The following is a 21,021-nucleotide window of genomic DNA, read 5'->3' on the forward strand; positions in this document are numbered from 1 at the left end:
CGCTTCGTAGACTGGATTGCAATGGCGGATACACCGTCGATGGAGCGATCCAGATGAGCTACAAGAGCATGGTCGTGCATCTCGATACGAGCGTTCGCGCGCATTCGCGCCTCGAGCTCGCGTTGCGTCTCGCGCGGCGCTTCAAGGCGCACCTGACCGGGGTGTTCGCGATCTACACACCGGAGCCGACTTCGTTCTACGTGATGGCCGGTTCCGCCGATTACTTTCGCGAGCAGCGCGACCAGCGCGACGAACGTCTCGCCGCACTCGAGCGCCTGTTTCATGCCGAAACGGCACGGGCCGGCGTATCGGCGGCCTGGATTCGCGCCGACGAGCGCGCCAACGTCGCGGTGCCGCGTCTCGCGCGTCTCGCGGATCTCGTGATCGCGGGCCAGAGCGACCCGAACGATCCCGAAACCTATATCGACGACCAGTTTCCGGAAACGCTCGTGATGTCCGCGGGGCGTCCGGTGCTGTTCGTGCCGTATGCCGGGGAATTCCCGTCGATCGGCGAACGCGCGCTGGTGGCGTGGGACGGCAGCCGCGAGGCCACGCGCGCCGCGCACGATGCGCTGCCCTTTCTCGAGCACGCGAAACGCACGACGGTCGCCGCGGTGGTCGACGGCGATTCCGAAGCGGCGACCACCCGCATTCCGGCCGCGGATGCCGCGCTGATGCTTGCGCGCCACGCGCCGGACGTCAACGTGCTCGACATCGATAGCGGCGCCGGCACGTCCGTCGGCGACACGCTGCTGTCGCGCGCGTACGAAACGGGCAGCGATCTGCTCGTGATGGGCGCGTACGGCCATCCGCGCTGGCACGAACTGCTGATGGGCGGCGCCACGCGCACGGTGCTGGCATCGATGACGCTGCCGGTACTGATGTCGCACTGAGGATGTCGCACTGAGCGCGCCGCTGCGTACGCTCGCGCTGCTCGTCGTCGAGCCGGCCGACGAAGCGTGGATTGCGGCACGCGATGCGGTGCGGCTACTGCGACGCGACGGCGCCGCTTGATCCAGATCAGCGCGATCGGCGCGCGTGCGCCGATGATGAAATCGTTGACACGCGTTCAGAGGGAACCGCCATGTACTCGAACATTCTGGTCGCGCTCGACGGCAGCGAACCGTCGTCCCGCGCGCTCGACGCCGCACTGGCGCTTGCGTCGGAATCGGGCGCGCGGCTCACGCCGGTCTACGTCGTCGATTTCCTGGTGCCGGCCTACGACATGTACGGCTACGATCCGTCGATCCTGATCGACGCGTTCCGCGAGGAAGGGCTGCGCGTCACCGACGACGCGGCCAAGCGCATGGCTGCGCGCGGCGTCACCGGCACGCCGCGGATCGCCAATGTCGAGCCGGGCGGCGAAGACGTCGCGCAGCGGCTCCTGATCGTTGCGAAGGAAGCCGGCGCCGACCTGATCGTGATGGGCACCCACGGCCGGCGCGGCTTCAGCCGCCTCGTCCTGGGCAGCGTCGCCGAGCGCTTGCTGCGGCGCGCCGCGTGCCCCGTGCTGATGATTCCGGCGAGTTGTGCGCCGGTGCCCGCCGCGGCGCCCGGCGCTGCGTCTACCGAAAAGGAGCCGTCATGAGCTACAAGACCTTGCTCGTCCATCTCGACGACAGCGATCGCTGCGCGACGCGCGTCGAACTGGCGCTCGAACTCGCAGGACGCTGGAACGCGCACCTGATCGGCCTGTACGTGGTCTGCCAGGATCTTTTCGAACCGTTGCGGCGGCCCGACGAGCCGCTCAAGCTCGCGGTGTACGAGCGCCTGTGCGAACAGCGGCGCAAGGACGCGGAGGAGAAATTCCTCGCAACCGCCGAGCGCGCGGGGCGCAGCGTCGAATGGCAGGCGCCCGCCGGCGCCGCGACCGACGCCGCGATCCTGCATGCGCGTCATGCCGACCTGCTCGTGCTCGGCCAGGAGGATCCGGACGACCGCCTGACGTACGTCGCGCGCCATTTCATCGAGGACGTCGTGATGGGCAGCGGCCGTCCGGCGCTCGTCGTGCCGTACGCGGGCGACGTGCGCAAGATCGGCGAGAACGTGCTGATCGGCTGGGACGGCGGGCGCGAAGCCGCACGCGCGATGGCCGACGCGCTGCCGCTGCTCGCGCGTGCGCGCTTCGTCAACGTCGAGACGGTCAGCCACGGGCAACCCGATCCGGACAAGACGCCGGCAGGCGTGGATGTCGCCGCATACCTGGAGCGCCACGGCATCCGCGCATCGTTCTCGACGACGACACGCGCAAGCACGGTCGGCGTCGGCGCGACGCTGCTGAACCGGGCCACCGACCTTCACGCGGACCTGATCGTGATGGGCCTGTACAGCCATACCCGGATGCACGAGCGCGTGCTCGGCGGCGCGACGCGCACGATCCTCGAAACCATGACGGTGCCGGTGCTGTTGTCGCACTGAGCATGAACGCGAACGGGGCGGCCTCGGTCGGCCGCCCCGTCGTCCTGGCGGATCACGGCGCGCCCGAATCGTCGCGGACCAGCAGCACGGGCAGGTCCGCGGTGCGCAGCAGCGACTCGGCGACGCTGCCGAGCAACGCCCGGCGAACACCCCGCCGGCCGTGCGTCCCCATCACGATCAGGTCGGCATCGCAGTCGGTGGCCGCGCGCGCCAGCACCGACGACACGTTCTCGCCGCACGCATCGATCGTTTGCGCGGTGCCGCGCACCCCGCACAGCCGGAATGCGGTTTCGGCATCGGCGACCGCCACCGCTGCGCGGTTTGCATCTACCCCGCCCGGGGCGATCCGATCGACATAAGCGCTGCCGATATTCGTCAGCGGCGGCGTATCCGTCACGACGCACACGGCGACCACGAGGCCGCCCGACGCGCGGGCGAGCGCGATCGCCTCGTCGAGCGCGAGCCGCGCGCCGCGACTGTCGTCGAGCGCGGCGAAGATCCGTTCATACATGGCGCCTCCCGGTTTATCCACCCCGTTCCGGCCGGATCGGGATCTTCAGTCTGGGCCCGCCGCCGCCCGGCCGGTTGACACCGATCAAGCAGGCCTCGCGCCAGGCACGGCGGCACGGTGCACGTGCGCCGATTGGCGAACCCCTGCAAAACGCGCACAATTCCATTCAACGTCCGCAACGGCGGATCGGCGCATGCAAGCGCATTTGCCGGAACGGCGTCCGGGCATCGAAGGCGGTCGTCATGAGCGCAGCCAGACGCCGGACGACCGGGATGTACGAATCGGGGCAGGATCAACGATCGCCGCTGCGCAGCCGTTCCGCGCGATCCGGCAAGGGGCATGTCGCATGATCAGGGTACTCATCGCCGACGACCACGCGCTCGTCCGGGACGGCCTCCGGCACATCCTGCAGAACGCAAACGGGTTCGAGGTCGCGGGCGAGGCGCGCGACAGCGCGTCGACCGTGACGCTGATCCGCGGCACCCCGGCACACGTGCTGGTGCTCGATCTGTCGATGCCCGGCCGCAACGGCATCGAACTGATCCGGCAGATCAAGGACGAAAAGCCGGCCCTGCATATCCTCGTGCTGACGATGCATGCCGAACAGCAATATGCGGTGCGTGCGTTTCGCGCCGGCGCGTCCGGCTACATGACGAAGGAAAGCGCGAGCGCGGAGCTGGTGGCCGCGCTCGCCAAGATTGCATCCGGCGGCGTCTACGTCAGCCTCACGATGGCGGAGCAGTTCGCGCAAAGCCTCAACGAGCCGGCGGAGCTGCAGCCGCACCAGCGCTTGTCCGATCGCGAGTTCGACGTGTTCCGGCGCATGACCTGCGGCGAATCGATCTCCGACATCGCGCAGACGCTGTGCGTCAGCGTCAAGACCGTGAGCACCTACAAGACGCGCATCCTCGAGAAAATGCAGATGTCGAACGATGCGGCACTCGTGCGGTACGCCGTACGCCACAAGCTGTTCGACGACCCGGACGAACTTTGAGCGCGACAAGACGCCGCACGTTTGTAGGAATTGCCCTACAGCCCTTCTTCATCACCTACTTGATCTTCAATTTCCGCTGATTTCATTCGCGCGCCCGGCTGTCCATACTCACGGTCAAGAAAAACAAACACGCGTGCCTCCTGGCGCGGCCGGCGGCGCAGTCCTGCATCGACTGCATCGTCGTCCCGCACCCCGATGCGGCACGTCCTCGATGAAGGCGGCGGAGTTTCACGCCGCCCGTAGCGGCCAGCGCGACCGTGCCCACGCGATTCGCCGCCGCCCCAACAAACCGGAGCAGATCATGCAGAGCCATGCCGAAGTGTCGATGTCGCCGCAGTCGCGCCCCTTTATTCCGCTGCACCCCGTCGAGCGGTCGGACCAGCCGAAGCGCGCGTCGTCCCGCTGTTCTTCGTGCGCGCTGCGCGCCGTTTGCCTGCCCCAGGAACTGACACCCGACGATTTCGCGCGGGTCGACGCGATGATCTGCACGACGCGTCACGTCAAGCGCGGCGACACCCTGTATCGGGCCGGCGATACGTTCAACAGCATCTACGCGGTGAGAACCGGATCGTTCAAGACCGTCGTCATGCATCGCGACGGCGACGAGCAGGTGACCGGCTTCCAGATCGTCGGCGAATCGCTCGGACTGGACGGTGTGCACACCGGCCATCACAACGGCGATGCGATCGCGCTCGAAGACAGCACCGTCTGCATCATTCCGTTCGGCCAGCTCGAACAGGTCTGCCGCGAAGTACGGACGATGCAGCACCACGTCTACCAGATGATGAGCGGCGAGATCGTCCGCGAGTCCGCGTTGATGCTGCTGCTCGGTACGATGAGCGCGGAACAGCGCGTGGCCGCGTTCCTGCTGAATCTCTCCACGCGTTTCAAGGCGCGCGGCTACTCGGCCGCGGAGTTCGTGCTGCGGATGACCCGCGACGAGATCGGCGAGTATCTCGGCATGAAACTCGAGACGGTCAGCCGCATGCTGTCGAAGTTCCAGCAGAAAGGGCTCGTCGCGGCGCAGGGCAAGCAGATCCGCATCGTCGATTCGGAAGAGCTCGCGCGCATCTGACGCCGCGGATTTCCCGGCTCGCACATCGCGCGGTTCAGCCGCGCGTGTCGAGCACGGCGGCGCCCGACAGATGCCCCGTGCGCAGGTCCGACAGCGCGCGGTTCGCGTCGGTCAGCGCATAGCGCGTTGCCTCGACCCGCAGCGGCGTCGCGTCGGCGATCCGCATGAACGCGACGGCATCCGCGCGCGTCAGGTTGGCCACCGATGCGATGCGGCGCTCGCCCCACAGCCACGCGTACGGAAAAGCCGGGATGTCGCTCATGTGAATGCCGCCGCACACGACGATCCCGCCCTTGTCGACCGCCCGCAGCGCCGCCGGCACCAGTGCGCCGACCGGCGCGAAAATCAGCGCGGCGTCGAGCGTCTCGGGCGGCGCTTCGTCGCTGCCGCCCGCCCATGCCGCCCCCAGCGACAGCGCAAGCTGCTGCGCAGCGGTATCGCCGGGTTTCGTCAGCGCGAACACCCGGCGCCCTTCGTGATGTGCGATCTGCGCGACGAGATGTGCCGCCGCGCCGAACCCGTAGATCCCGATTCGCCGTGCGTCGCCGGCCATGCGCAACGTACGGTAGCCGATCAGGCCCGCGCAAAGCAGCGGTGCGGCCTCCTGGTCGGCGTAGCGCTGCGGCAGATGCACGCAATAACGGTGGTCCGCGACGGTGCGCTCGGCATAACCGCCGTCGATCGTATAGCCGGTGAATCCGGGGCTGTCGCACAGATTCTCCCGCCCGGCGGTGCAATACGCGCAATGCCCGCAGGTCCGGCCGAGCCATGGCACGCCAACCCGGTCGCCGACCGCGAAACCCGTCACGCCGGTGCCCAGCGAGCGCACCGTCCCGACGATTTCATGCCCCGGAATCAGCGGCAGCTTCGGATGCGCGAGATCGCCGTCGACGACGTGGAGATCGGTACGGCATACGCCGCATGCGTGCACGTCGATCAGCAACTGGCCCGCCGCGGGCCGCGGGTCCGGCACGTGTGCCTCGCGCAACTCCGGTGTCGTCCCGTCGAACATCATTGCCAGCATCTGGATCTCCCCCGCGCGATCGGCGTCGCGCGCTTCGCCTGTTCCAAGCGTAGACGCATGGAACCGTGTCCGTACGACTCGCTGACGCGGGCTTGACGTGGGTCAACGGCCGCCGGCCGGTTGCTGACAGGATGAAATGGCGTACCGCCGCTGGCCGGCTCCCTGGAGATTGCCGAATGACATCCGATACCCCCGTTGCTGCAAGCCCCCGTCTCGACGATCGACTGCGGTCGCTGCTGGGCTACGCGGTGCTGGCGCCGTCGAGCCACAATTCCCAGCCGTGGCGGTTCATCGTCGACGGCACGACGATCGCGGTCTGCGCGGACCGGGTTCGCGCGCTGCCCGTGGTCGATCCGTACGATCGCGAACTGATCATCAGTTGCGGCGCGGCGCTGCTCAACCTCCGCGTCGCGCTCAATCATGCCGGAATCGCGCATACGATCAGCGCGTTCCCGTCCGACATCGATCCCGACGTCCTGGCGCTCGTGCGCGTGTGCGACGACGGCTACACCGATGCGGAGCTGGGTACGCTGTTCGCCGCGATCCCCGAGCGCGTCACGACGCGCGCCCCGTTCGAATCCGAACCCGTTCCGGACGCGCTCCAGCACGCGCTGATCGCGGCGGGCGCCGCGGAAGGCGCCGACGTGGCCTGTGCCGACTCGATCGCGCGGCGCGCGCGGGTGGCCGAGGTGATCGCCGACGCGGATCGCCAGCAGTTTGCCGACCCGCGGTTCCGGCGCGAACTGGCGAGCTGGATCGATCCGCGCCGGCACGTCGACGGCATGCCCGCGTTCGCGGCCGGCGTGCCGGCACTGCTGGATTTCGCGGCGCCGATCGTGACGACCGCGGTGCGCACGTTCGATCTCGGCAACGGCCTGGCCGCGCTGCACCACCAGCTCGTCGGTGCGTCGCCGCTGATCGTCTGCATCGCGACGGCTCGCGACGATCGCGAGGCCTGGCTCGCCGCCGGGCAAGCGCTCGAGCGCATGCTGCTGGTCGCGACGCGTGCGGGCTACACGGCGTCGTACCTGAACCAGCCGATCGAGACGGCCGGACTGCGCGCGCAGCTGCGCGACATGCTCGCGCTTCGCGGGCATCCGCAACTGCTGCTGCGCATCGGGCGCGGCCCGCATGTGCCGCATTCGCCGCGCCGACCGCTCGATGAAGTGATTTCCTGATCGCGCGCCGCGCCCGCTTTCGTCCTGACGAGGAAAAAAACCATGAACGTCACGCGCCTACTCGCCGCCTGCATGCTCGCCGCGACGGCCGGCATCGCGGCCGCCCAGACGGTGGTGCCCGAACCGACCGCGCTCGTCGATGCCCAGCACTGCATGTTTTGTCATACATCCGACATGCCGTTTCTCGCGCCATCGTTCCACCAGATCGCGGAACGCTACCGGGGCGTGCCGCACGCGCAGGAGAAACTCGAAATCAAGCTGCGCCACGGCGGCCGCGCGCATTGGGGCGATACGCCGATGCCTTCCGCCGCCGAGCGAGGCGGGCCGCTATCGCGTGACGACGCCCGCCAACTGGTGCAATGGGTCCTGAGTCAGTAACCGGCCTTGTCAGCCCCCCTCTCCACCATGAGCGTAGTCAAACCGACCGCCGTCAGGGCCCGGCAACGTCGCGCGCGGCCCTCGCGCGCCCTTTCGCGGCCGCCAAGGCGCCGGGCCGAGACCGCGAACTGCATACAGGCCGATGAAGACACGACGCTCCTGAAGCGCCCCGGCATGCGAGGCATCCGGCTGCAACTCGACTACTGGAAAGCCGAGGAGCGCCTGCAACAGGAACGCATCGGTCACACGATCGTGATCTACGGCAGCACGCGCATCGTCGCGCCCGCCGAAGCCAATGCGCGGCTGCGCGAAGCGAGCCGTGCGCTGGCGGAGCGGCCGCACGACGCTCGCCGGCGCCGCGCCGTCGCGGTCGCGAGCCGTCTGGTCAAATACAGCGCCTACTATCGCGTCGCGCGCGAATTCGGGCGCATCGTCGGCCGTGCCGACCGGCGCACCCGCACGGCAAGGCTCGCCGTGATCACCGGCGGCGGCCCGGGCATCATGGAGGCCGCCAATCGAGGCGCCTACGAAAACGGTGCACCGAGCATCGGCTTGAACATCGAACTTCCGCGCGAACAGGCGCCCAATCCCTACCTCACGCCGGCCCTGTGCTTCCGCTTTCACTATTTCGCGATCCGCAAGCTGCATCTGCTCGAGCGCGCAAAAGCCGCCGTGTTCTTCCCGGGCGGGTACGGCACTTGCGACGAGTTGTTCGAGGTGCTGACGCTCCTGCAAACCCGGAAGATCGCGCCGCTGCCGGTCATACTCGTCGGCGAGGCATATTGGCGCCGCGTCGTCGATTTCGCCTTTCTCGCGGACGACGGGATGATCGATCGCAGCGATCTCGACTTGTTCGTCTATTGCGAATCCGCGCAGGACATCTGGCACGCAATCGGCTGCTGGTATGCGCAGCGGCGATCGCGGCCGCCGCGGCGCGTGACTTCACGGACGAGCCGCGCGATGTAGGAATCGGCCGATTTCATTTGCCCATTTCCTACACGCGGTTCGGGGCTGCCTGATTGAATCCCGCGGGAGCGGAAACGATACTGAATGCACGACGACCGCTTGTACCGCACATCGATTCCCGGCCGTTCGCTCAGGAGAGCCGTCATGCCACATGCGATGTCTTGTTTCGAACCGGGAAGCCGGGCAGCCGGCCGCACCGGCACCTCCAGGTCCGCTGCGCAGGGATGCACGGTACCCGATACGCAGGCGCTCCTCGCACTTGCGCGCGAAGCCGGCATGATGGTCATGCTCGATGCGCAGATCGGGCGCGAACGCTACGAAAGCGTGACGGGATCGCTTGCGTCGCTGGCCCGTTTTGCCCAGGCGCTGCAGCTTTCGGCGCTCCAGGCTGCGTGATGTCGAGCGCCGTCGTGTCGCGACGCCGGTATCCGGTCAGGCGGCAGCGGTCCCGTCATCCGGCGCAATGGCGCTTCCCGCTCTTGCGTTTCGCGCGCCTGTTACGGTCCGGCGGCATCCCGTCGAATGCACGCTTGCCGGAGCAAACCATGTCCGTCGCCCCGGCTTTTCCCTGACGAAACCGCGATGATCCGGCCTCTTTCCGGACACATCGCACGCATGCTCCCGGGAATCGCGCTGCTCGCGAACTACCGGCGGGTGTGGCTCTCGCGCGACCTGTATGCGGGCCTGGCACTCTCCGCGGTGCTGGTTCCGGTCGGCATGAGCTACGCGCAGGCGGCCGGCCTGCCCGCCGTCACCGGGCTCTACGCATCGATCGCCGCGTTGCTCGCCTATGCGGTGCTCGGCCCGAGCCGGATCCTCGTGCTGGGCCCGGATTCCGCGCTGGCCGCGTTGATCGCAGCGGCCATCGCACCGCTCGCCGGTCATGATCCGCAGCGGGCCGTCGCGCTGTCCGGCGCGCTGGCACTGTCGGCCGGAACGATCTGCATCCTGCTCGGTACGCTCCGCCTCGGGTTCGTCACCGATCTGCTGTCGCGCCCGATCCAGTACGGTTACCTGAACGGCATCGCCATCGCCCTTGCAGTCGGCCGACTGCCGGAGCTGTTCGGCATGTCCGTCCCCGGCAACGACGTGTTCTCCGGCCTGTCGCACATCGTGCGTGCCCTCTTCGAGCACCGGTTTTCGATCGATGCGTGTGTGCTGGGCGTGGGCGTTCTGGCGGCGATTGCGGCCATGAAGCGCGTGACGCCGCGTTGGCCCGGCGTATTGATCGCCGTGCTGGCGGCGACCCTGGCCGCACGCGTATTGCCGTTGCACGGGGTCGCGACGGTCGGCGCGTTGCCCGCCGGCGCGCCCACGCCCCATCTTCCGGTCGTGTCGCTCGCCGACGTGACCGCGCTCGCGTCCGGCGCGGTCGCCGTGGCACTGGTGTCGTTCGCCGACATCAGCATGTTGTCGCGCGCCCTTTCCGCTCGTGCGGGCGATGCGCCGGACCGCAATCAGGAACTGGTCGCATTGGGGGCGGCCAATCTGCTGGCCGGCGTGATGCAGGGCTGCGCGGTCAGCAGCAGCGCGTCCCGCACGCCCGTCGCGATTGCCGCGGGCGCGCAAAGCCAGGTCACGAATCTCGTCGCGGCGGCCTGCATCGTGTTGCTGCTCATAGTCGCGCCGGCGCTGCTGACGCTCGTCCCGCGTGCGGCGCTGGCCGCCGTGGTGATTTACGCCGCGTTCGGCATCGCCGACGTCCGCGGCGTGGTACGACTTTATCGAATGCGCCGCGGCGAATGCCTGATTTCGGTGCTGTGCCTTGCGGGCGTCGTCGGCATGGGGGTCGTACCGGGTGTCCTGCTCGCGAGCGCGCTGTCGCTGCTGTCGTTCGTCTGGCGGGCCTGGCATCCGTACGATGCGGTGCTTGGCCGGCTGGCGGGCGTTCGCGGTTATCACGACATTGCGCGACATCCGGACGCCGTGCAAACACCCGGGCTCGTGCTGTTCCGCTGGGATGCCCCGCTCTTCTATGCCAATGTCGAGATTTTCTGCGAGCATCTGCACGCTGCGCTCACGCAAGCGGCGGGCCCGGTCGATCGAATCGTCGTCGCGGCAGAACCCGTCACCGATATCGACGTCAGCGCGGCGGACCGGCTCGTGGCGCTTCGCGAGGAGCTCGGCGAGCAAGGCATCGCGCTGAATTTCGCGGAAATGAAGGGCCCGGTGAAGGATCGCCTGCGCGCTTACGGCTTGTTCGACGTATTCGGATCGGCCAGCTTCTTTCCGACCGTGACCGACGCGGTCGCGCATCATGTCCAGCGGCAAGGCGAACCCGTCGCGCGTCCGTCGTCACCGGGTCCCGCACGAGATCCAGCGGACGACTAGCCACATGAATGCATGCGATGGCGCGTGCCGCATCGAATGACCCGGGAAGTCGGCATCGATGCGACACGCCCGCGACGGCCGGCGATTCAGACCGTGAAGGTGTTCGATTTCCTCATCTCGACCCACGTCATCCCGGCTCGCAGCCCTTCGACCGCGGCCTCGCGCTCGGTGGCGTGGGTCCTGTTATGCGCGAACGTGTGTTCGCATGCGCCATCCGGCGACGTGAGCGTCACATGGATCCTGCAACGATAGCCGCCCGTTTCGACGGCGATCGTCTCGATCGCCACCGACCAGTCCGCGTCATGTACCTCGCCCGACACTGTCATCTGACTTCCCTCCTTCATCCGTGCCGACTGCGTATCCGGCCGCCGCTGCTCGGGTTCACTCGACGACCAGGTCGTCGACGACGGCACGCACGCCTCGTGCGGACCACGCTGCACCGCGCACGGCCTTGCGCTCGGAGAACGAGCCGACCTTGCCGGAAAGCCGCACGGTGCCGTCGCGCACCTCGATCGCGATGTGCTTCGCCTCGCGCTCCGCGTGACGCATGATCGCGCGCTTGATGTCGCCGCTGATGTCGGCCGATCCGACCGCCCCCTGCACGCTGATGTGGTCGGTCACGCCGGTCACGCTGCGCATCTGCGAGATCGCGCGCATGGCCGCATGGCTCTGGTATGCCCAGTCGACCTTGCCGGACAGCGTGATCCAGCCGTGCTCGACCTGCACCTTGACCGCATCGTCGTTCAGACCGACCGTCCAGTGCAGCACCGAACGCACTGCGTTGGCGATGTCCTCGTCGGTGCGGACGTCGTCGTTCGGCAGATGCACAGTCATGTCGACGACGAGCGCCTTGACGCCGGCCACGCGGTTCGCCGCGCGCTCGATCGCCAGTTTCTCCGCGTAGCTTGGCGGGTGACCCGATATCGTCACGATCCGGTCGGCTACCTCGACACCGATGCGTGTCGCGTCGATCGCCGGGTCCGACTCCAGTTCATCCTGAACGTCCTGCTTCAACTGCTTGTCGGTTTTCATCGCGTGCACTCCTGTGAGCCGCGGCGTGCCTGTCCGCCGCATGCAGCCAGATTTGCACACGCACGGCGCCGGATCGCTGATGCAGGTCAACGGATATCTCGCGCCGCACGTCGCAGGCTGCGCATGCGTCGCTTGACGAAGGTCAAGCCGGGGCGGCCCGGCCGCCTTATCGTGTGATCGCCGATGCGTGACGTTCCAGGCACGCGCAACGATGCTCGAAGGAGACTCAATTGTCGGAACAGCAACTGTTGACCTATTCGCCGGCGCCCCCGGCACTGCCGGCGTCGCCACAAGGAAAGTCGCCGGCCATCGTCGATCTGCCGCGCCCGAACCTCGACGACGGCATGCCGTTGACGATCGCACTCGCGACGAGAATAAGTTCCCGCGAATTCGCCGCCACGCCGCTCCCGCCCAGGATGCTCGGCACGATGCTGTGGGCCGCGAACGGCGTCAACCGGCCGGCAAGCGGCGGTCGTACGGCGCCGTCCGCGCATGCATCCAATGAAATCGACATCTATGTCGCGCTGCCGCATGGCGTCTATCGCTACGACGCGCCCGCGCATCGACTCGTGCTGAAACACGCGGTCGATGCCCGCAACCTGACGGGTTACCAGGACTTCGTCGGACGCGCGCCGCTGGATCTCGTCTACGTCGTCCGGACCTCAGCGATACTCGACATGCCGCCGCAGCAACGCGACGTATTTTCGGCGGTCGCGGCCGGGGCCATCGCGCAGAACGTTTCGCTCTACTGTGCGGCGACCGGCCTCGGGACGGTCGTGCGCGGCTGGATCAACCATCGCGCGCTCGCCGACGCGCTGTGCCTGAACGAGGACGAACTCCCGATCCTCGCGCAGACCGTCGGTTACCGGGCTGGCGGCACGGTGTCGGATGCGTGAGCGGACCTGCGGCCGCTTCACGATGAAACGGCGCGCGGATTGCCCGCGCGCCGGTTTCCCGCTTCGGGCGATGCAAGCATCGTCCGGCGCCTGCCGCCCGCTCAGCTGATCGTCAGTTTCTTCTGCCCGGCCGGCGTCTTCTTCGGCAGCGTCAGCGACAGCACGCCGTCCTGATACGCTGCCGTCGCGTTCGCGTCGTCGATCTCGCCGGGCAGCGAGAACGAGCGGCTGATCGCGCCGCTGTAGCGCTCGCGCCGAATCACGCGCTCGCCTTCCTTCTGCTCGGCGTTGCGCTCGATCTTCGCGTTGATCGATACGGTCCGGCCCGTCACCTGGACGTCGATGTCGTCCTTTGCGACGCCCGGCAGTTCCGCGTTGACCTTATAGGCATCGTCGCTTTCCGTGACGTCGATCTTCACGGACGCGAGATCGGGTTCGTCCGTCAGCGTCATGCCTCGCAACGGCCTGAACAGCCCCTGAAACAGGTCGGAGACGGGGTCCATCGAAAACGGATCGTAGCGGGTCAGATTGCTCATGATGTGCACTCCTCGAACGGTTGAGTTGAGTCGGCCCGGCGCGTTCGTCCTGACGGTGCCGGACCGGAATGCGGGACGCGTCGCTGCGACATGCGCCTGTCGCGCGGGGAACGAACCGTCCTGTCAGGAATCCAGCGTAGACGGGCGAGCCGGCTGCGGTTTGATACGCGTCAACGGCGCGAGCCGGTTACGTACAGAACCGGAAAAATCCACTGTGGAGCAGGATCGGCCGGCCGCCGACCTCCTCGAGCATGCGGCGCGCCGCGCATTCGATGGCGGGACGATTGCACGAGAACGCGGCCACGAGATCCGGCTCCCGAGGTGACGCGGCGAGGAAATGATCTTCCAGTGCCGCGGCCGTGATCGCGCATTGCACGCGCCGGCCTTCTACCAGTGCCGGAAAGGCCAGCGCGGGCTCCTGCCCGGAATACGCCGGTGGTTCGACGGGAAACGAGATTTCCATGACGGTCTCCTGACGGGATCGCGCACCGAACGGTGCTTGCGCAGTTGCGCTATGCGGCCGCAACGGCTGCACGCGTCGCGTCGTCGCCGCGCACGAGCAGTACCGGGCAACTCGACGTGCGCAGGAAGCGTTCCGCGACACTGCCGAGCATCGCGCGGCGGATGCCGCGCCGACCATGCGTGCCGAGTACGGCCAGATCGATCGCATGTTCGGCTGCATAGCGCTGCAGGCGTTCCGCAACATCCTGGCCGAGCTCCGTTTCGACGATTTCCGTATCGCCGTTCACCCCCGCGCGCGCAATCGTCCGCTCGGCATCTCGCAGCACTGCTACACCGTCGTGTCTGACCTCCTCGATCAATGCATTCGGGTCGAGTCGCCCGGCGTAGCTGAGCAAAATGGATTTGTCGACGACGAAAACGGCGAACAGGCGGGCCTGGTGCAGGCGGGCCATCTTCAGGCCTTCGTCGAGGGCTTGTCTGGACGAAACGCTACCGTCTACGGCGACCATGATATTCGTGTACATACGGACCTCGCGGGATGGACTGGCGTACATGCGACGTTTGGACTTGCCTCCATCATCGGCGCGCGACGGGATCGGACGTTGACCGAAATCAACGGTGCGAAAATCGACAAAATGGATTGAGGATCACGAAACGATGCAGGGCTGCCGAACGAGATGCGGCACCCTGCGGGGACCGGCCTTGATGAAGGCAGATTGGCGAGGCCGTGAGTTTCAGGAGGAGCCGACCCGCTTTCGCGAACGCCCTTCGGCATCGGTTTCCCGTGTCGCGGATCGTGCGTATGAATGCGGCCCGACTCGGCATGACGGGCGACTTCTTCGGCGGGGCGCGCGCACGTGTTATCGTGAGCCGATTGCCACATCGTCGCGATGCCGGTCGAACCGGCCGCCGCGATCGTTCCCTGCGCCTTCGCGCGCCACCTGGCTGCCGGTGGCGTGTTCCATCGATTCACGTATGTGCCGCGCGGCCCGAACCCGGCGCGCTATCTGGAGGCCATGCGCATCCGCGCCGTCCGAGCCGGCATCGCGTGGATGAATTTTCCGCCCGCCATCATGTATCGCTTCGAACGTCGGATCGAAGCGGTCGGCCATCATCGGCCTGGCGCGCGGCCGCCGTCACAGGTGGTCGCGGAAGCACCTGCCTTGCGTGGTCTCGACACAACCCGATTTCCCCGTACCCCATCACTCGACTCGAGCGGCGCCGGGCAGTCATCAGACGGAAGTCCATCATCATCATGAACGCTCTCGGGTATTGGCTGCTGTTCGGCCTCCTACGGTTCCTGGCCATTCTTCCGTACTCGCTGGTCGCGAGAACCGGCAGCGGCATCGGCGCTGCGCTCTACCGGATACCGAGCCGACGCAAGCACGTGGTGCATGTCAACCTGCAACTCTGCTTTCCGCTGAAGACCGCCGAGGAACGCGATGTGCTCGCGCGTGCCCATTTCGAACACGTCGTCCGGAGCTACCTGGAGCGCGGGTTCCAGTGGTTCGGCAGCGCGCGGTCGCTCGGTCGGCTGGTCGAGCTGGACAGCCGCATCGATCTCCACGATCCGGATGCACCGCCGACGATCTTCATGGGTTTTCACTTCGTCGGCATCGAGGTGGGCTGCATGCTCTATTCGTCGTCGCTGCCCGTTGCGGCGCTCTACACGCGCATGTCGAACCGTCGCGTGTGCGATCTCGCCAAACGTCAGCGCGGGCGCTTCGGCGCCGAGATGATCGAACGCAGTGCGAGCGCGAAACACCTCGTCAGACTGCTGCGCGCGGGCACCCCGGTGATGCTCGCCGCGGACATGGATCACGGCACGACGGGGTCGGTGTTTGCGCCGCTGTTCGGCGTGCAGGCCTGCACGTTGACGTCGGTATCGCGGCTGGCGAAGCTGAGCGGCGCGCGGGTCGTACCGTTCGTGACCGAAGTGCTGCCGGCATTCCGCGGCTACAAGCTGACCATCTTCGAGCCGCTCGACAGCTATCCGACCGCTAGCGAGTCGTTCGACGCGCGCACGATGAATTCCTTTCTCGAGGAGCAGATCCTTCGATTTCCCGAGCAGTACTACTGGGTGCACCGACGGTTCAAGCATCGTCCGGCAGGCGAGCCAGGGGTCTATTGACTGCGGCATGGCATGAGCGGCAAAACCCGGCGCTCACGCACAGATGCGAATTTGAATGATATTTGTCGCGCCATGACGGGCCGACTTCTCTCTGCCCTACGACCGGGGCGGTAAATCCGGCGGCAGCGGCTGCCATGCCCCGCTGTTCTTGCCGACCAGCGCCGAGGCCTGCCGATCGATGCAGCGCTGTTGATCGCTTGCGGCATGACCACCGCGGCAATCCGAAACGCGATGACCGCCATGACGCCGGTTTGCGAAATCCGCGCTCGGGAAACCACGGGGCCGGATCCGCGACACCGCCGTCGATCTTCGACGGCGTGCAGAGCACGCACCCGCGCGATGCAAGCGCCCGGCAACTACCACTACTGCCAGTACCCCCGCTGTCCGTGCCCCCGTAATCTTGTCGACATCGCTGGCGCGCCGTCGAAGGCCGCGCCGCTTCGACCGGAGACACGACAGATGCCATTTGACTGGACGCAGGAACAGCATGCGACGCTCGCGCGTTTTCGCGGGATCGGCGCGGAGATCGCCGCTGCCGCGGAGCACGACGGCAGCGCGCCTGTCGGCTTCGACGCAGCCGGCTGGGCGCGGCTCGGGCAGGAAGGACTGTGGGACATGATCGTGCCGGAGACGTACGGCGGCGACGGTCACGGCTGGTGGCACTTTTCCGCGGCGCTCGAGGGGCTCGCGTCGGCGATCCGCCGCCCGGCGCTGCTGCTGTCGGTGATCGCGCAGGCCGGCATGGTGCGCGCGCTCGAACGATACGGCACGGCGTCGCAGCAGGACCGCTATTTCGGCGCGATCCTGCGCGGCGAGCTGAGCGCGACCGCGATTGCCGAACCGGGCACCGGCACCGACGTGCGCAGCATCGCGACGAAGCTGGTCGAGCACGGCGACGGCTATCGGCTGACCGGCAGCAAATTCAATATCGCGCATGCGCCGCTCGCGCGCTTCATCCTCGTCGTCACGCGCATCGACACGCCCGGCCGGCGCAATACCGCGCTCGTGATCGTCGATCGCGACCAGCCGGGCATGACCGTCGCCGCGCCCGACCGCAAGCTCGGCCTCGATGACCTGCCCACCGGCGCGCTGCATTTCGACGACTGCCCGATCGCGCGCAGCCAGTTGCTGGGCGAGCCCGGTGCCGGGCTCGGCAACCTGATCGACATCATTTCGCTCGGCCGCCTCTACTACGGCCTCGTCGCCGCGCAAGTGACGGCGCCGTATCTGCGCGACGCGATCGGCTATTGCCGCAACCGGCGCAGCTTCGACAGCACGATCGACGCGCATCAGTACGTGCAGGGCCGTCTCGTGGACCTGCAGATCGGCATCGAGCGCGGCACGTGGCTCGCGCGCGGCGCGCTCGCGCAGCTGCTGACGGATCACCCGCACGCGTTGATGACCTGCTCGATCGCGAAGCTGGTCGGCGCGCAGGATCTCGTCGACGGCGCGCTCGGCCTCGTGCGGCTGTACGGCAGCCTCGGCTACCAGGCCGGGCCGGTGGCCGCGTTCGCGTCGGATGCGCTCGGCTTCATGAGCGTCGGCGGGACCGAGGAAATGCATCGCAAGAACATCTTCAACCAGATGATGCGCGCCGGCTGAACGCCCGCGCCATCGATACGCGCAACACGCGCCCTACAGGAAACCACGCATGACACCGACGAACCGACGCCCTTCCCGCCTGCGCCGCTCCTGGCTGTTTCTCGCCGGCGCCGATCACGACGCACTCGTTGACGGCGCCGCGAGCGGCGCTGACGTCCTGATCCAGGAACTCGAAACCTTTACGCCGCCCGACCGGCGTCCGGCCGCGCGCGAGCTCAGCGAGCGCGTGCTCGCGGGCTGGCGCGACGCCGGCATACTGGCGTCCGTGCGCGTGAACCCGCTCGACGCGGGCGGGATCGACGACCTGCGCGCCGCGATGCGCGGCCGCCCGGACATCGTGATGATGTCGTATGTCGCGACGCCCGAGCAGGTCGTCGCGCTCGACGAAGCCGTAACGCGTTTCGAGCGCGAATACGATATCGCGCCCGGTTCGACGGAACTGGTGCCGAACGTCGAGACGACGCTCGGTCTCGTGAACACGATGGCGATCGCGCGTTCGAGCCCGCGCGTGACGGCCGTGCTCGTCGCGACCGAGGACATGGTGGCCGACATGGGTGCCGAGCGCACACGCGCGGGCCGCGAGCTCGACTATGTGCGCTCGCGTTTTCGCGTCGAATGCGCGGCGGTAGGCGTCACGGCGATCGACTGCCCGTACAGCTATGCCGACAACGAAGGCGCGGAGCTCGACATGCGCGTGTCGCGCGGCCTGGGTTATCAGGCGAAAGCGATCGTCAACGCGCAGTTCGTGCCGGTCGTCAATCGCGTGCTCACGCCGACGGCCGACGAAGTCGCCCTCGCCCGCCGCGTGATCGACGCGTTCGACACGGCGCGGCGCGAATCCGGCGGCCGCCGCGTCGCCGCGGCCGTCGTCGACGGTTTCCTCGCGGAAGTCCCCGACTATCTCGCCGCGCATCGGCTGATCGCCCGCGCGACCCGATTCGGCATCGCATGAGCCACGCCATGGATACGATTGCAACGCGCCTGAAGGCGCTGAAAACACTCGCGCACGCGGCGCCGCACGTGCCCGCCCAGGACTGGCCCGACACGCCGCACGCGCAGTTCGCGCGCTGGCTCGACGAGGCGGTTAACGCAGGCGCTGTCGAACCGCAGGTAATGACGCTGTCGACGGTCCGCCCGGACGGCCGGCCCGATGCGCGCTCCGTCGTGCTGCTGAACGTCGACGCGCGCGGCTGGCATTTCGCGGCGAGCACGCGCAGCCCCAAGGGGCGCCAGCTCGAAAATCGGCCGTACGCCGCGCTGACGTTCTATTGGCCGGCGATCGCGAGCCAGATCCGGCTGAGCGGCCCGGTCGAACGGCTGCCGGCCGCCGAAGGCCGCGCCGATTTCGCGGGCCGCCCCGAGCGGTCGCGCGCGAGCATCCTGGCCGGACGGCAAAGCGAACGGCTCGACGATCCCGCCGACCTGACGCGCGCGATCGACGCGCAGCTCGCGCGGCTGGCCGCCGACCCGGCCCTCGCGTCGGACGACTGGCACCTGTACGCACTGGCGCCGGACGAAGCCGAATTCTGGCGTGCGGACAGCGCGCGGCGCTTCGCGCGGCAGGCCTACCGTCGCGCCGGTCAGCGCTGGGAACGGTGCGCGCTATGGCCGTGAAGTCCGCCGCACACGCGTCGCAGCCGCGCGACGGCATGCATGACCGACTGCACGAAGACACGCGGCTCGCGCACGCGGGCCGCGACAGCGCCGCGTGGCACGGTTTCGTCAATCCGCCCGTCTACCATGCGTCGACGGTGCTCAGCCCGACGGTGTCGGATCTGCTGAACCGCACGCAGCCGTATATCTACGGCCGCCGCGGCACGCCGACGACGGACGCGCTCGAGCGCGCGGTGACGAGCCTCGAGGGCGGCGCCGGCGCGGTGCTGTGTCCGTCGGGGTTGTCCGCGTGCACGCTTGCGCTGCTGTCCTGCCTGAAACCCGGCGATCACCTGCTGATGACCACATCGGTCTACGGCCCGGTGCGTCATGCGTGCGAAGGTGTGCTCGCGCGGCTCGGCGTCGAGACGACCTGGTACGACGCCGGCACGCCCGTCGCAGCCGCATTCCGCGCGAACACGCGGGCACTGTACGTCGAAGTTCCGGGGTCCTATACGTTCGACATGCACGATATCCCCGCGCTGGTCCGGCTCGCGCATGCGCACGGCGCGCTGGTGATCGCGGACAACAGCTGGGCCACGCCGCTCTTCTTCCGGCCGCATGCATTCGGCATCGACCTGTCGATCCAGGCCGGCACCAAGTATCTGGTCGGGCATTCGGATGCGATGCTCGGCACGGTATCGGCCAACGAGCGCGCGTGGCCCGCGCTGAAGCAGCTGCACGGCGATCTCGGACTGTGTGCGGGCCCCGACGACGTCTACCTCGCGCTGCGCGGGTTGCGCACGCTCGGCGTGCGGCTGCGGCAGCACCAGCGCAACGCGCTCGCGGTCGCGAGCTGGCTCGCGACGCGCGCCGAGGTGCAGCGCGTGCTGTATCCGGCACTGCCCGGCGACGACGGCCACACGCTGTGGCGCCGCGATTTTCGTGGCGCATCGGGGCTGTTCTCGGTCGTGCTGCGGCCTGCGCCTCGGCACGCGATCGAAGCGTTTCTCGACCACCTGACGCTGTTCGGGCTCGGTTATTCGTGGGGCGGCTACGAGAGCCTCGCGCTGCCGTTCGAACTGGATGCGCACGGTCTCGCGGAGCGCTGGCCGCCCGGCAGCCGCGGCGTGCGCCTGCACATCGGGCTCGAGGATGCCGACGACCTGATCGCCGATCTCTCCGCCGGTCTCGACCGCTACGCGGCGTGCGCGGATGCCGGTGCCTGCGGGGATGCCGCGCGATGCTGACCGTCTGGGGCCGCCGCACGTCGTTCAACGTGCAGAAGGTGTTATGGCTCATCGGCGAGCTGGGACTGCCGTACCGGCACATCCCGGCCGGCGGCGAGCACGGCTCGCTGCAGACGCCCGCGTTCGCGGCGCTGAACCCGACCTGCCGGATCCCGGTGATCGACTGGGACGGCGACGTCGTCTGGGAGTCGCACACGATCCTGCGCTATCTCGCCGCGCGCGTGCCGAACAATCCGTTCTGGTGCCGCGACACGTTCGCCCGTTCGCGCGCGGAGCGCTGGATGGACTGGTCGCAGACCTCGCTCGAGCCCGACGTGATGACCGGATTGTTCTGGGCGCTGGTGCGAACACCGCCGGAGCGGCGCGATGACGCGATCGTGCGCGACAAGGCCGCGCGCAGCGCCACGCACTACCGGCTGCTCGACCGGCTGTTGTCGACGCAACCGTTTCTGGGCGGCGCGACGCCGGGCCTGGCCGACATTCCGGCCGGCGCGACGCTGTTCCGCTATTTCTCGCTCGACGTCGAGCGGCCGCCGTTGCCGCACGTCGAGGCCTGGTACGCCCGCCTGTGCCGACGGCCCGCCTACCGCGAACAGGTGATGGTGTCGTTCGACGCGCTGCGCGGCCAGCCGGGCTGACTTCCT

At 68.0% G+C, this 21,021-nt stretch carries 25 protein-coding genes; 17 read left to right on the plus strand and 8 right to left on the minus strand.

What is annotated here, in order from left to right; all coding sequences use genetic code 11:
- Positions 1–53 precede the first annotated feature (53 nt).
- The 3 genes from KVT39_RS16185 to KVT39_RS16195 all read left to right on the plus strand — a co-directional run bounded on the left by KVT39_RS16185 (position 54) and on the right by KVT39_RS16195 (position 2,418).
- The gene (locus tag KVT39_RS16185; protein ID WP_034184242.1) at positions 54–893 is read left to right on the plus strand and encodes a universal stress protein; all 840 of its coding nucleotides are present in this window, start codon (positions 54–56) and stop codon (positions 891–893) included.
- A 191-nt stretch (positions 894–1,084) separates the two neighbouring features.
- Positions 1,085–1,588, plus strand: a complete 504-nt coding sequence (locus tag KVT39_RS16190) for a universal stress protein (RefSeq protein ID WP_105390122.1) — start codon at positions 1,085–1,087, stop codon at positions 1,586–1,588.
- Entirely contained in the window at positions 1,585–2,418 is an 834-nt protein-coding gene (locus tag KVT39_RS16195) for a universal stress protein (RefSeq protein ID WP_034184240.1), read from the plus strand. Before KVT39_RS16190 ends, KVT39_RS16195 begins: the two co-directional genes overlap by 4 nt.
- 52 nt (positions 2,419–2,470) lie before the next feature.
- On the opposite strand, the gene KVT39_RS16200 is transcribed toward KVT39_RS16195, so the two are convergent.
- The gene (locus KVT39_RS16200) at positions 2,471–2,929 is read right to left on the minus strand and encodes a universal stress protein (protein WP_175749445.1); all 459 of its coding nucleotides are present in this window, start codon (positions 2,927–2,929) and stop codon (positions 2,471–2,473) included.
- A gap of 346 nt (positions 2,930–3,275) precedes the next feature.
- Between KVT39_RS16200 and KVT39_RS16205 the strand changes: the two genes are divergently transcribed.
- Both KVT39_RS16205 and fnr read left to right on the plus strand, forming a co-directional pair.
- Entirely contained in the window at positions 3,276–3,923 is a 648-nt protein-coding gene (locus tag KVT39_RS16205; RefSeq protein ID WP_175749511.1) for a response regulator transcription factor, read from the plus strand.
- Between the two features lie 301 nt (positions 3,924–4,224).
- Positions 4,225–4,998, plus strand: a complete 774-nt coding sequence (fnr, locus tag KVT39_RS16210) for a fumarate/nitrate reduction transcriptional regulator Fnr (RefSeq protein WP_217589581.1) — start codon at positions 4,225–4,227, stop codon at positions 4,996–4,998.
- Positions 4,999–5,032: 34 nt separating this feature from the next.
- On the opposite strand, the gene KVT39_RS16215 is transcribed toward fnr, so the two are convergent.
- Positions 5,033–6,022, minus strand: coding sequence for a zinc-dependent alcohol dehydrogenase family protein (locus KVT39_RS16215; protein WP_217589582.1), 990 nt, complete (start codon positions 6,020–6,022; stop codon positions 5,033–5,035).
- Between the two features lie 176 nt (positions 6,023–6,198).
- Between KVT39_RS16215 and KVT39_RS16220 the strand changes: the two genes are divergently transcribed.
- The 5 genes from KVT39_RS16220 (at position 6,199) to KVT39_RS16240 (ending at position 10,875) form a co-directional block, all read left to right on the plus strand.
- Complete coding sequence (locus tag KVT39_RS16220; protein ID WP_217589584.1) at positions 6,199–7,200, plus strand: nitroreductase family protein; 1,002 nt, start codon at positions 6,199–6,201, stop codon at positions 7,198–7,200.
- 42 nt (positions 7,201–7,242) lie between these two features.
- Positions 7,243–7,578 (plus strand): c-type cytochrome, encoded by a 336-nt coding sequence (locus tag KVT39_RS16225; protein WP_105390125.1) that lies wholly within the window; start codon positions 7,243–7,245, stop codon positions 7,576–7,578.
- Between the two features lie 27 nt (positions 7,579–7,605).
- The gene (locus KVT39_RS16230) at positions 7,606–8,544 is read left to right on the plus strand and encodes a TIGR00730 family Rossman fold protein (RefSeq protein ID WP_105390126.1); all 939 of its coding nucleotides are present in this window, start codon (positions 7,606–7,608) and stop codon (positions 8,542–8,544) included.
- 144 nt (positions 8,545–8,688) lie between these two features.
- The gene (locus KVT39_RS16235) at positions 8,689–8,940 is read left to right on the plus strand and encodes a hypothetical protein (protein ID WP_105390127.1); all 252 of its coding nucleotides are present in this window, start codon (positions 8,689–8,691) and stop codon (positions 8,938–8,940) included.
- A gap of 186 nt (positions 8,941–9,126) precedes the next feature.
- Positions 9,127–10,875, plus strand: a complete 1,749-nt coding sequence (locus tag KVT39_RS16240) for a SulP family inorganic anion transporter (RefSeq protein WP_217589586.1) — start codon at positions 9,127–9,129, stop codon at positions 10,873–10,875.
- Positions 10,876–10,961: 86 nt separating this feature from the next.
- Here the strand turns inward: KVT39_RS16240 and KVT39_RS16245 are convergent, their stop codons facing one another.
- On the minus strand, positions 10,962–11,201 hold the full coding sequence (locus KVT39_RS16245; protein ID WP_034184233.1) for a hypothetical protein: 240 nt from the start codon (positions 11,199–11,201) through the stop codon (positions 10,962–10,964).
- Positions 11,202–11,256: 55 nt separating this feature from the next.
- Positions 11,257–11,907 (minus strand): BON domain-containing protein, encoded by a 651-nt coding sequence (locus KVT39_RS16250; protein ID WP_034184294.1) that lies wholly within the window; start codon positions 11,905–11,907, stop codon positions 11,257–11,259.
- Positions 11,908–12,137: 230 nt separating this feature from the next.
- Here KVT39_RS16250 and KVT39_RS16255 point away from each other — a divergent pair, with 230 nt between their 5' ends.
- Positions 12,138–12,803 carry a nitroreductase family protein gene (locus KVT39_RS16255; protein WP_175749441.1) on the plus strand — a complete coding sequence of 222 codons (666 nt, stop codon included), beginning with the start codon at positions 12,138–12,140 and terminating at the stop codon, positions 12,801–12,803.
- 101 nt (positions 12,804–12,904) lie between these two features.
- Here the strand turns inward: KVT39_RS16255 and KVT39_RS16260 are convergent, their stop codons facing one another.
- The 4 genes from KVT39_RS16260 to KVT39_RS16275 form a co-directional block, all read right to left on the minus strand.
- Positions 12,905–13,339 (minus strand): Hsp20/alpha crystallin family protein, encoded by a 435-nt coding sequence (locus KVT39_RS16260; protein WP_034184231.1) that lies wholly within the window; start codon positions 13,337–13,339, stop codon positions 12,905–12,907.
- Positions 13,340–13,526: 187 nt separating this feature from the next.
- Positions 13,527–13,802: a DUF1488 domain-containing protein gene (locus KVT39_RS16265; protein ID WP_034184230.1), complete on the minus strand. Its 276-nt coding sequence runs from the start codon at positions 13,800–13,802 to the stop codon at positions 13,527–13,529.
- A gap of 49 nt (positions 13,803–13,851) precedes the next feature.
- Positions 13,852–14,325 carry a universal stress protein gene (locus KVT39_RS16270; RefSeq protein ID WP_105390131.1) on the minus strand — a complete coding sequence of 158 codons (474 nt, stop codon included), beginning with the start codon at positions 14,323–14,325 and terminating at the stop codon, positions 13,852–13,854.
- Between the two features lie 336 nt (positions 14,326–14,661).
- Positions 14,662–14,916 carry a hypothetical protein gene (locus tag KVT39_RS16275; RefSeq protein ID WP_217589588.1) on the minus strand — a complete coding sequence of 85 codons (255 nt, stop codon included), beginning with the start codon at positions 14,914–14,916 and terminating at the stop codon, positions 14,662–14,664.
- Positions 14,917–15,056: 140 nt separating this feature from the next.
- Here KVT39_RS16275 and KVT39_RS16280 point away from each other — a divergent pair, with 140 nt between their 5' ends.
- From KVT39_RS16280 to KVT39_RS16305, 6 genes are all read left to right on the plus strand, one after another.
- Complete coding sequence (locus tag KVT39_RS16280; RefSeq protein ID WP_217589590.1) at positions 15,057–15,932, plus strand: lipid A biosynthesis lauroyl acyltransferase; 876 nt, start codon at positions 15,057–15,059, stop codon at positions 15,930–15,932.
- Between the two features lie 459 nt (positions 15,933–16,391).
- Positions 16,392–17,534 (plus strand): acyl-CoA dehydrogenase family protein, encoded by a 1,143-nt coding sequence (locus KVT39_RS16285; protein WP_105390133.1) that lies wholly within the window; start codon positions 16,392–16,394, stop codon positions 17,532–17,534.
- 49 nt (positions 17,535–17,583) lie between these two features.
- On the plus strand, positions 17,584–18,486 hold the full coding sequence (locus tag KVT39_RS16290) for a CoA ester lyase (protein WP_034184225.1): 903 nt from the start codon (positions 17,584–17,586) through the stop codon (positions 18,484–18,486).
- 8 nt (positions 18,487–18,494) lie between these two features.
- Positions 18,495–19,148, plus strand: a complete 654-nt coding sequence (locus tag KVT39_RS16295; protein ID WP_165948145.1) for a pyridoxal 5'-phosphate synthase — start codon at positions 18,495–18,497, stop codon at positions 19,146–19,148.
- On the plus strand, positions 19,139–20,377 hold the full coding sequence (metC, locus tag KVT39_RS16300) for a cystathionine beta-lyase (RefSeq protein ID WP_254640521.1): 1,239 nt from the start codon (positions 19,139–19,141) through the stop codon (positions 20,375–20,377). The genes KVT39_RS16295 and metC overlap by 10 nt, the downstream gene beginning before the upstream one ends.
- On the plus strand, positions 20,371–21,015 hold the full coding sequence (locus KVT39_RS16305) for a glutathione S-transferase family protein (RefSeq protein WP_034184223.1): 645 nt from the start codon (positions 20,371–20,373) through the stop codon (positions 21,013–21,015). The genes metC and KVT39_RS16305 overlap by 7 nt, the downstream gene beginning before the upstream one ends.
- Positions 21,016–21,021 lie beyond the last annotated feature (6 nt).

Source organism: Burkholderia sp. GbtcB21 (genome assembly GCF_019091065.1).
Lineage (GTDB): Bacteria > Pseudomonadota > Gammaproteobacteria > Burkholderiales > Burkholderiaceae > Burkholderia > Burkholderia pyrrocinia_C.

What these genes read in the sequence shown, in the direction of transcription:
- KVT39_RS16280 (WP_217589590.1), top strand. Translation starts at nt 15,057, where the DNA reads ATGAACGCTCTCGGGTATTGGCTGCTGTTCGGCCTCCTACGGTTCCTG.
- KVT39_RS16295 (WP_165948145.1), top strand. Translation starts at nt 18,495, where the DNA reads ATGGATACGATTGCAACGCGCCTGAAGGCGCTGAAAACACTCGCGCAC.
- KVT39_RS16245 (WP_034184233.1), bottom strand. Translation starts at nt 11,201, where the DNA reads ATGACAGTGTCGGGCGAGGTACATGACGCGGACTGGTCGGTGGCGATC.
- KVT39_RS16240 (WP_217589586.1), top strand. Translation starts at nt 9,127, where the DNA reads ATGATCCGGCCTCTTTCCGGACACATCGCACGCATGCTCCCGGGAATC.
- KVT39_RS16220 (WP_217589584.1), top strand. Translation starts at nt 6,199, where the DNA reads ATGACATCCGATACCCCCGTTGCTGCAAGCCCCCGTCTCGACGATCGA.
- KVT39_RS16285 (WP_105390133.1), top strand. Translation starts at nt 16,392, where the DNA reads ATGCCATTTGACTGGACGCAGGAACAGCATGCGACGCTCGCGCGTTTT.
- KVT39_RS16205 (WP_175749511.1), top strand. Translation starts at nt 3,276, where the DNA reads ATGATCAGGGTACTCATCGCCGACGACCACGCGCTCGTCCGGGACGGC.
- KVT39_RS16195 (WP_034184240.1), top strand. Translation starts at nt 1,585, where the DNA reads ATGAGCTACAAGACCTTGCTCGTCCATCTCGACGACAGCGATCGCTGC.
- KVT39_RS16275 (WP_217589588.1), bottom strand. Translation starts at nt 14,916, where the DNA reads ATGATGGCCGACCGCTTCGATCCGACGTTCGAAGCGATACATGATGGC.
- KVT39_RS16290 (WP_034184225.1), top strand. Translation starts at nt 17,584, where the DNA reads ATGACACCGACGAACCGACGCCCTTCCCGCCTGCGCCGCTCCTGGCTG.
- metC (WP_254640521.1), top strand. Translation starts at nt 19,139, where the DNA reads ATGGCCGTGAAGTCCGCCGCACACGCGTCGCAGCCGCGCGACGGCATG.
- KVT39_RS16225 (WP_105390125.1), top strand. Translation starts at nt 7,243, where the DNA reads ATGAACGTCACGCGCCTACTCGCCGCCTGCATGCTCGCCGCGACGGCC.
- KVT39_RS16260 (WP_034184231.1), bottom strand. Translation starts at nt 13,339, where the DNA reads ATGAGCAATCTGACCCGCTACGATCCGTTTTCGATGGACCCCGTCTCC.
- KVT39_RS16190 (WP_105390122.1), top strand. Translation starts at nt 1,085, where the DNA reads ATGTACTCGAACATTCTGGTCGCGCTCGACGGCAGCGAACCGTCGTCC.
- KVT39_RS16215 (WP_217589582.1), bottom strand. Translation starts at nt 6,022, where the DNA reads ATGCTGGCAATGATGTTCGACGGGACGACACCGGAGTTGCGCGAGGCA.
- KVT39_RS16200 (WP_175749445.1), bottom strand. Translation starts at nt 2,929, where the DNA reads ATGTATGAACGGATCTTCGCCGCGCTCGACGACAGTCGCGGCGCGCGG.
- KVT39_RS16270 (WP_105390131.1), bottom strand. Translation starts at nt 14,325, where the DNA reads ATGTACACGAATATCATGGTCGCCGTAGACGGTAGCGTTTCGTCCAGA.
- KVT39_RS16185 (WP_034184242.1), top strand. Translation starts at nt 54, where the DNA reads ATGAGCTACAAGAGCATGGTCGTGCATCTCGATACGAGCGTTCGCGCG.
- KVT39_RS16230 (WP_105390126.1), top strand. Translation starts at nt 7,606, where the DNA reads ATGAGCGTAGTCAAACCGACCGCCGTCAGGGCCCGGCAACGTCGCGCG.
- KVT39_RS16305 (WP_034184223.1), top strand. Translation starts at nt 20,371, where the DNA reads ATGCTGACCGTCTGGGGCCGCCGCACGTCGTTCAACGTGCAGAAGGTG.
- KVT39_RS16265 (WP_034184230.1), bottom strand. Translation starts at nt 13,802, where the DNA reads ATGGAAATCTCGTTTCCCGTCGAACCACCGGCGTATTCCGGGCAGGAG.
- fnr (WP_217589581.1), top strand. Translation starts at nt 4,225, where the DNA reads ATGCAGAGCCATGCCGAAGTGTCGATGTCGCCGCAGTCGCGCCCCTTT.
- KVT39_RS16250 (WP_034184294.1), bottom strand. Translation starts at nt 11,907, where the DNA reads ATGAAAACCGACAAGCAGTTGAAGCAGGACGTTCAGGATGAACTGGAG.
- KVT39_RS16235 (WP_105390127.1), top strand. Translation starts at nt 8,689, where the DNA reads ATGCCACATGCGATGTCTTGTTTCGAACCGGGAAGCCGGGCAGCCGGC.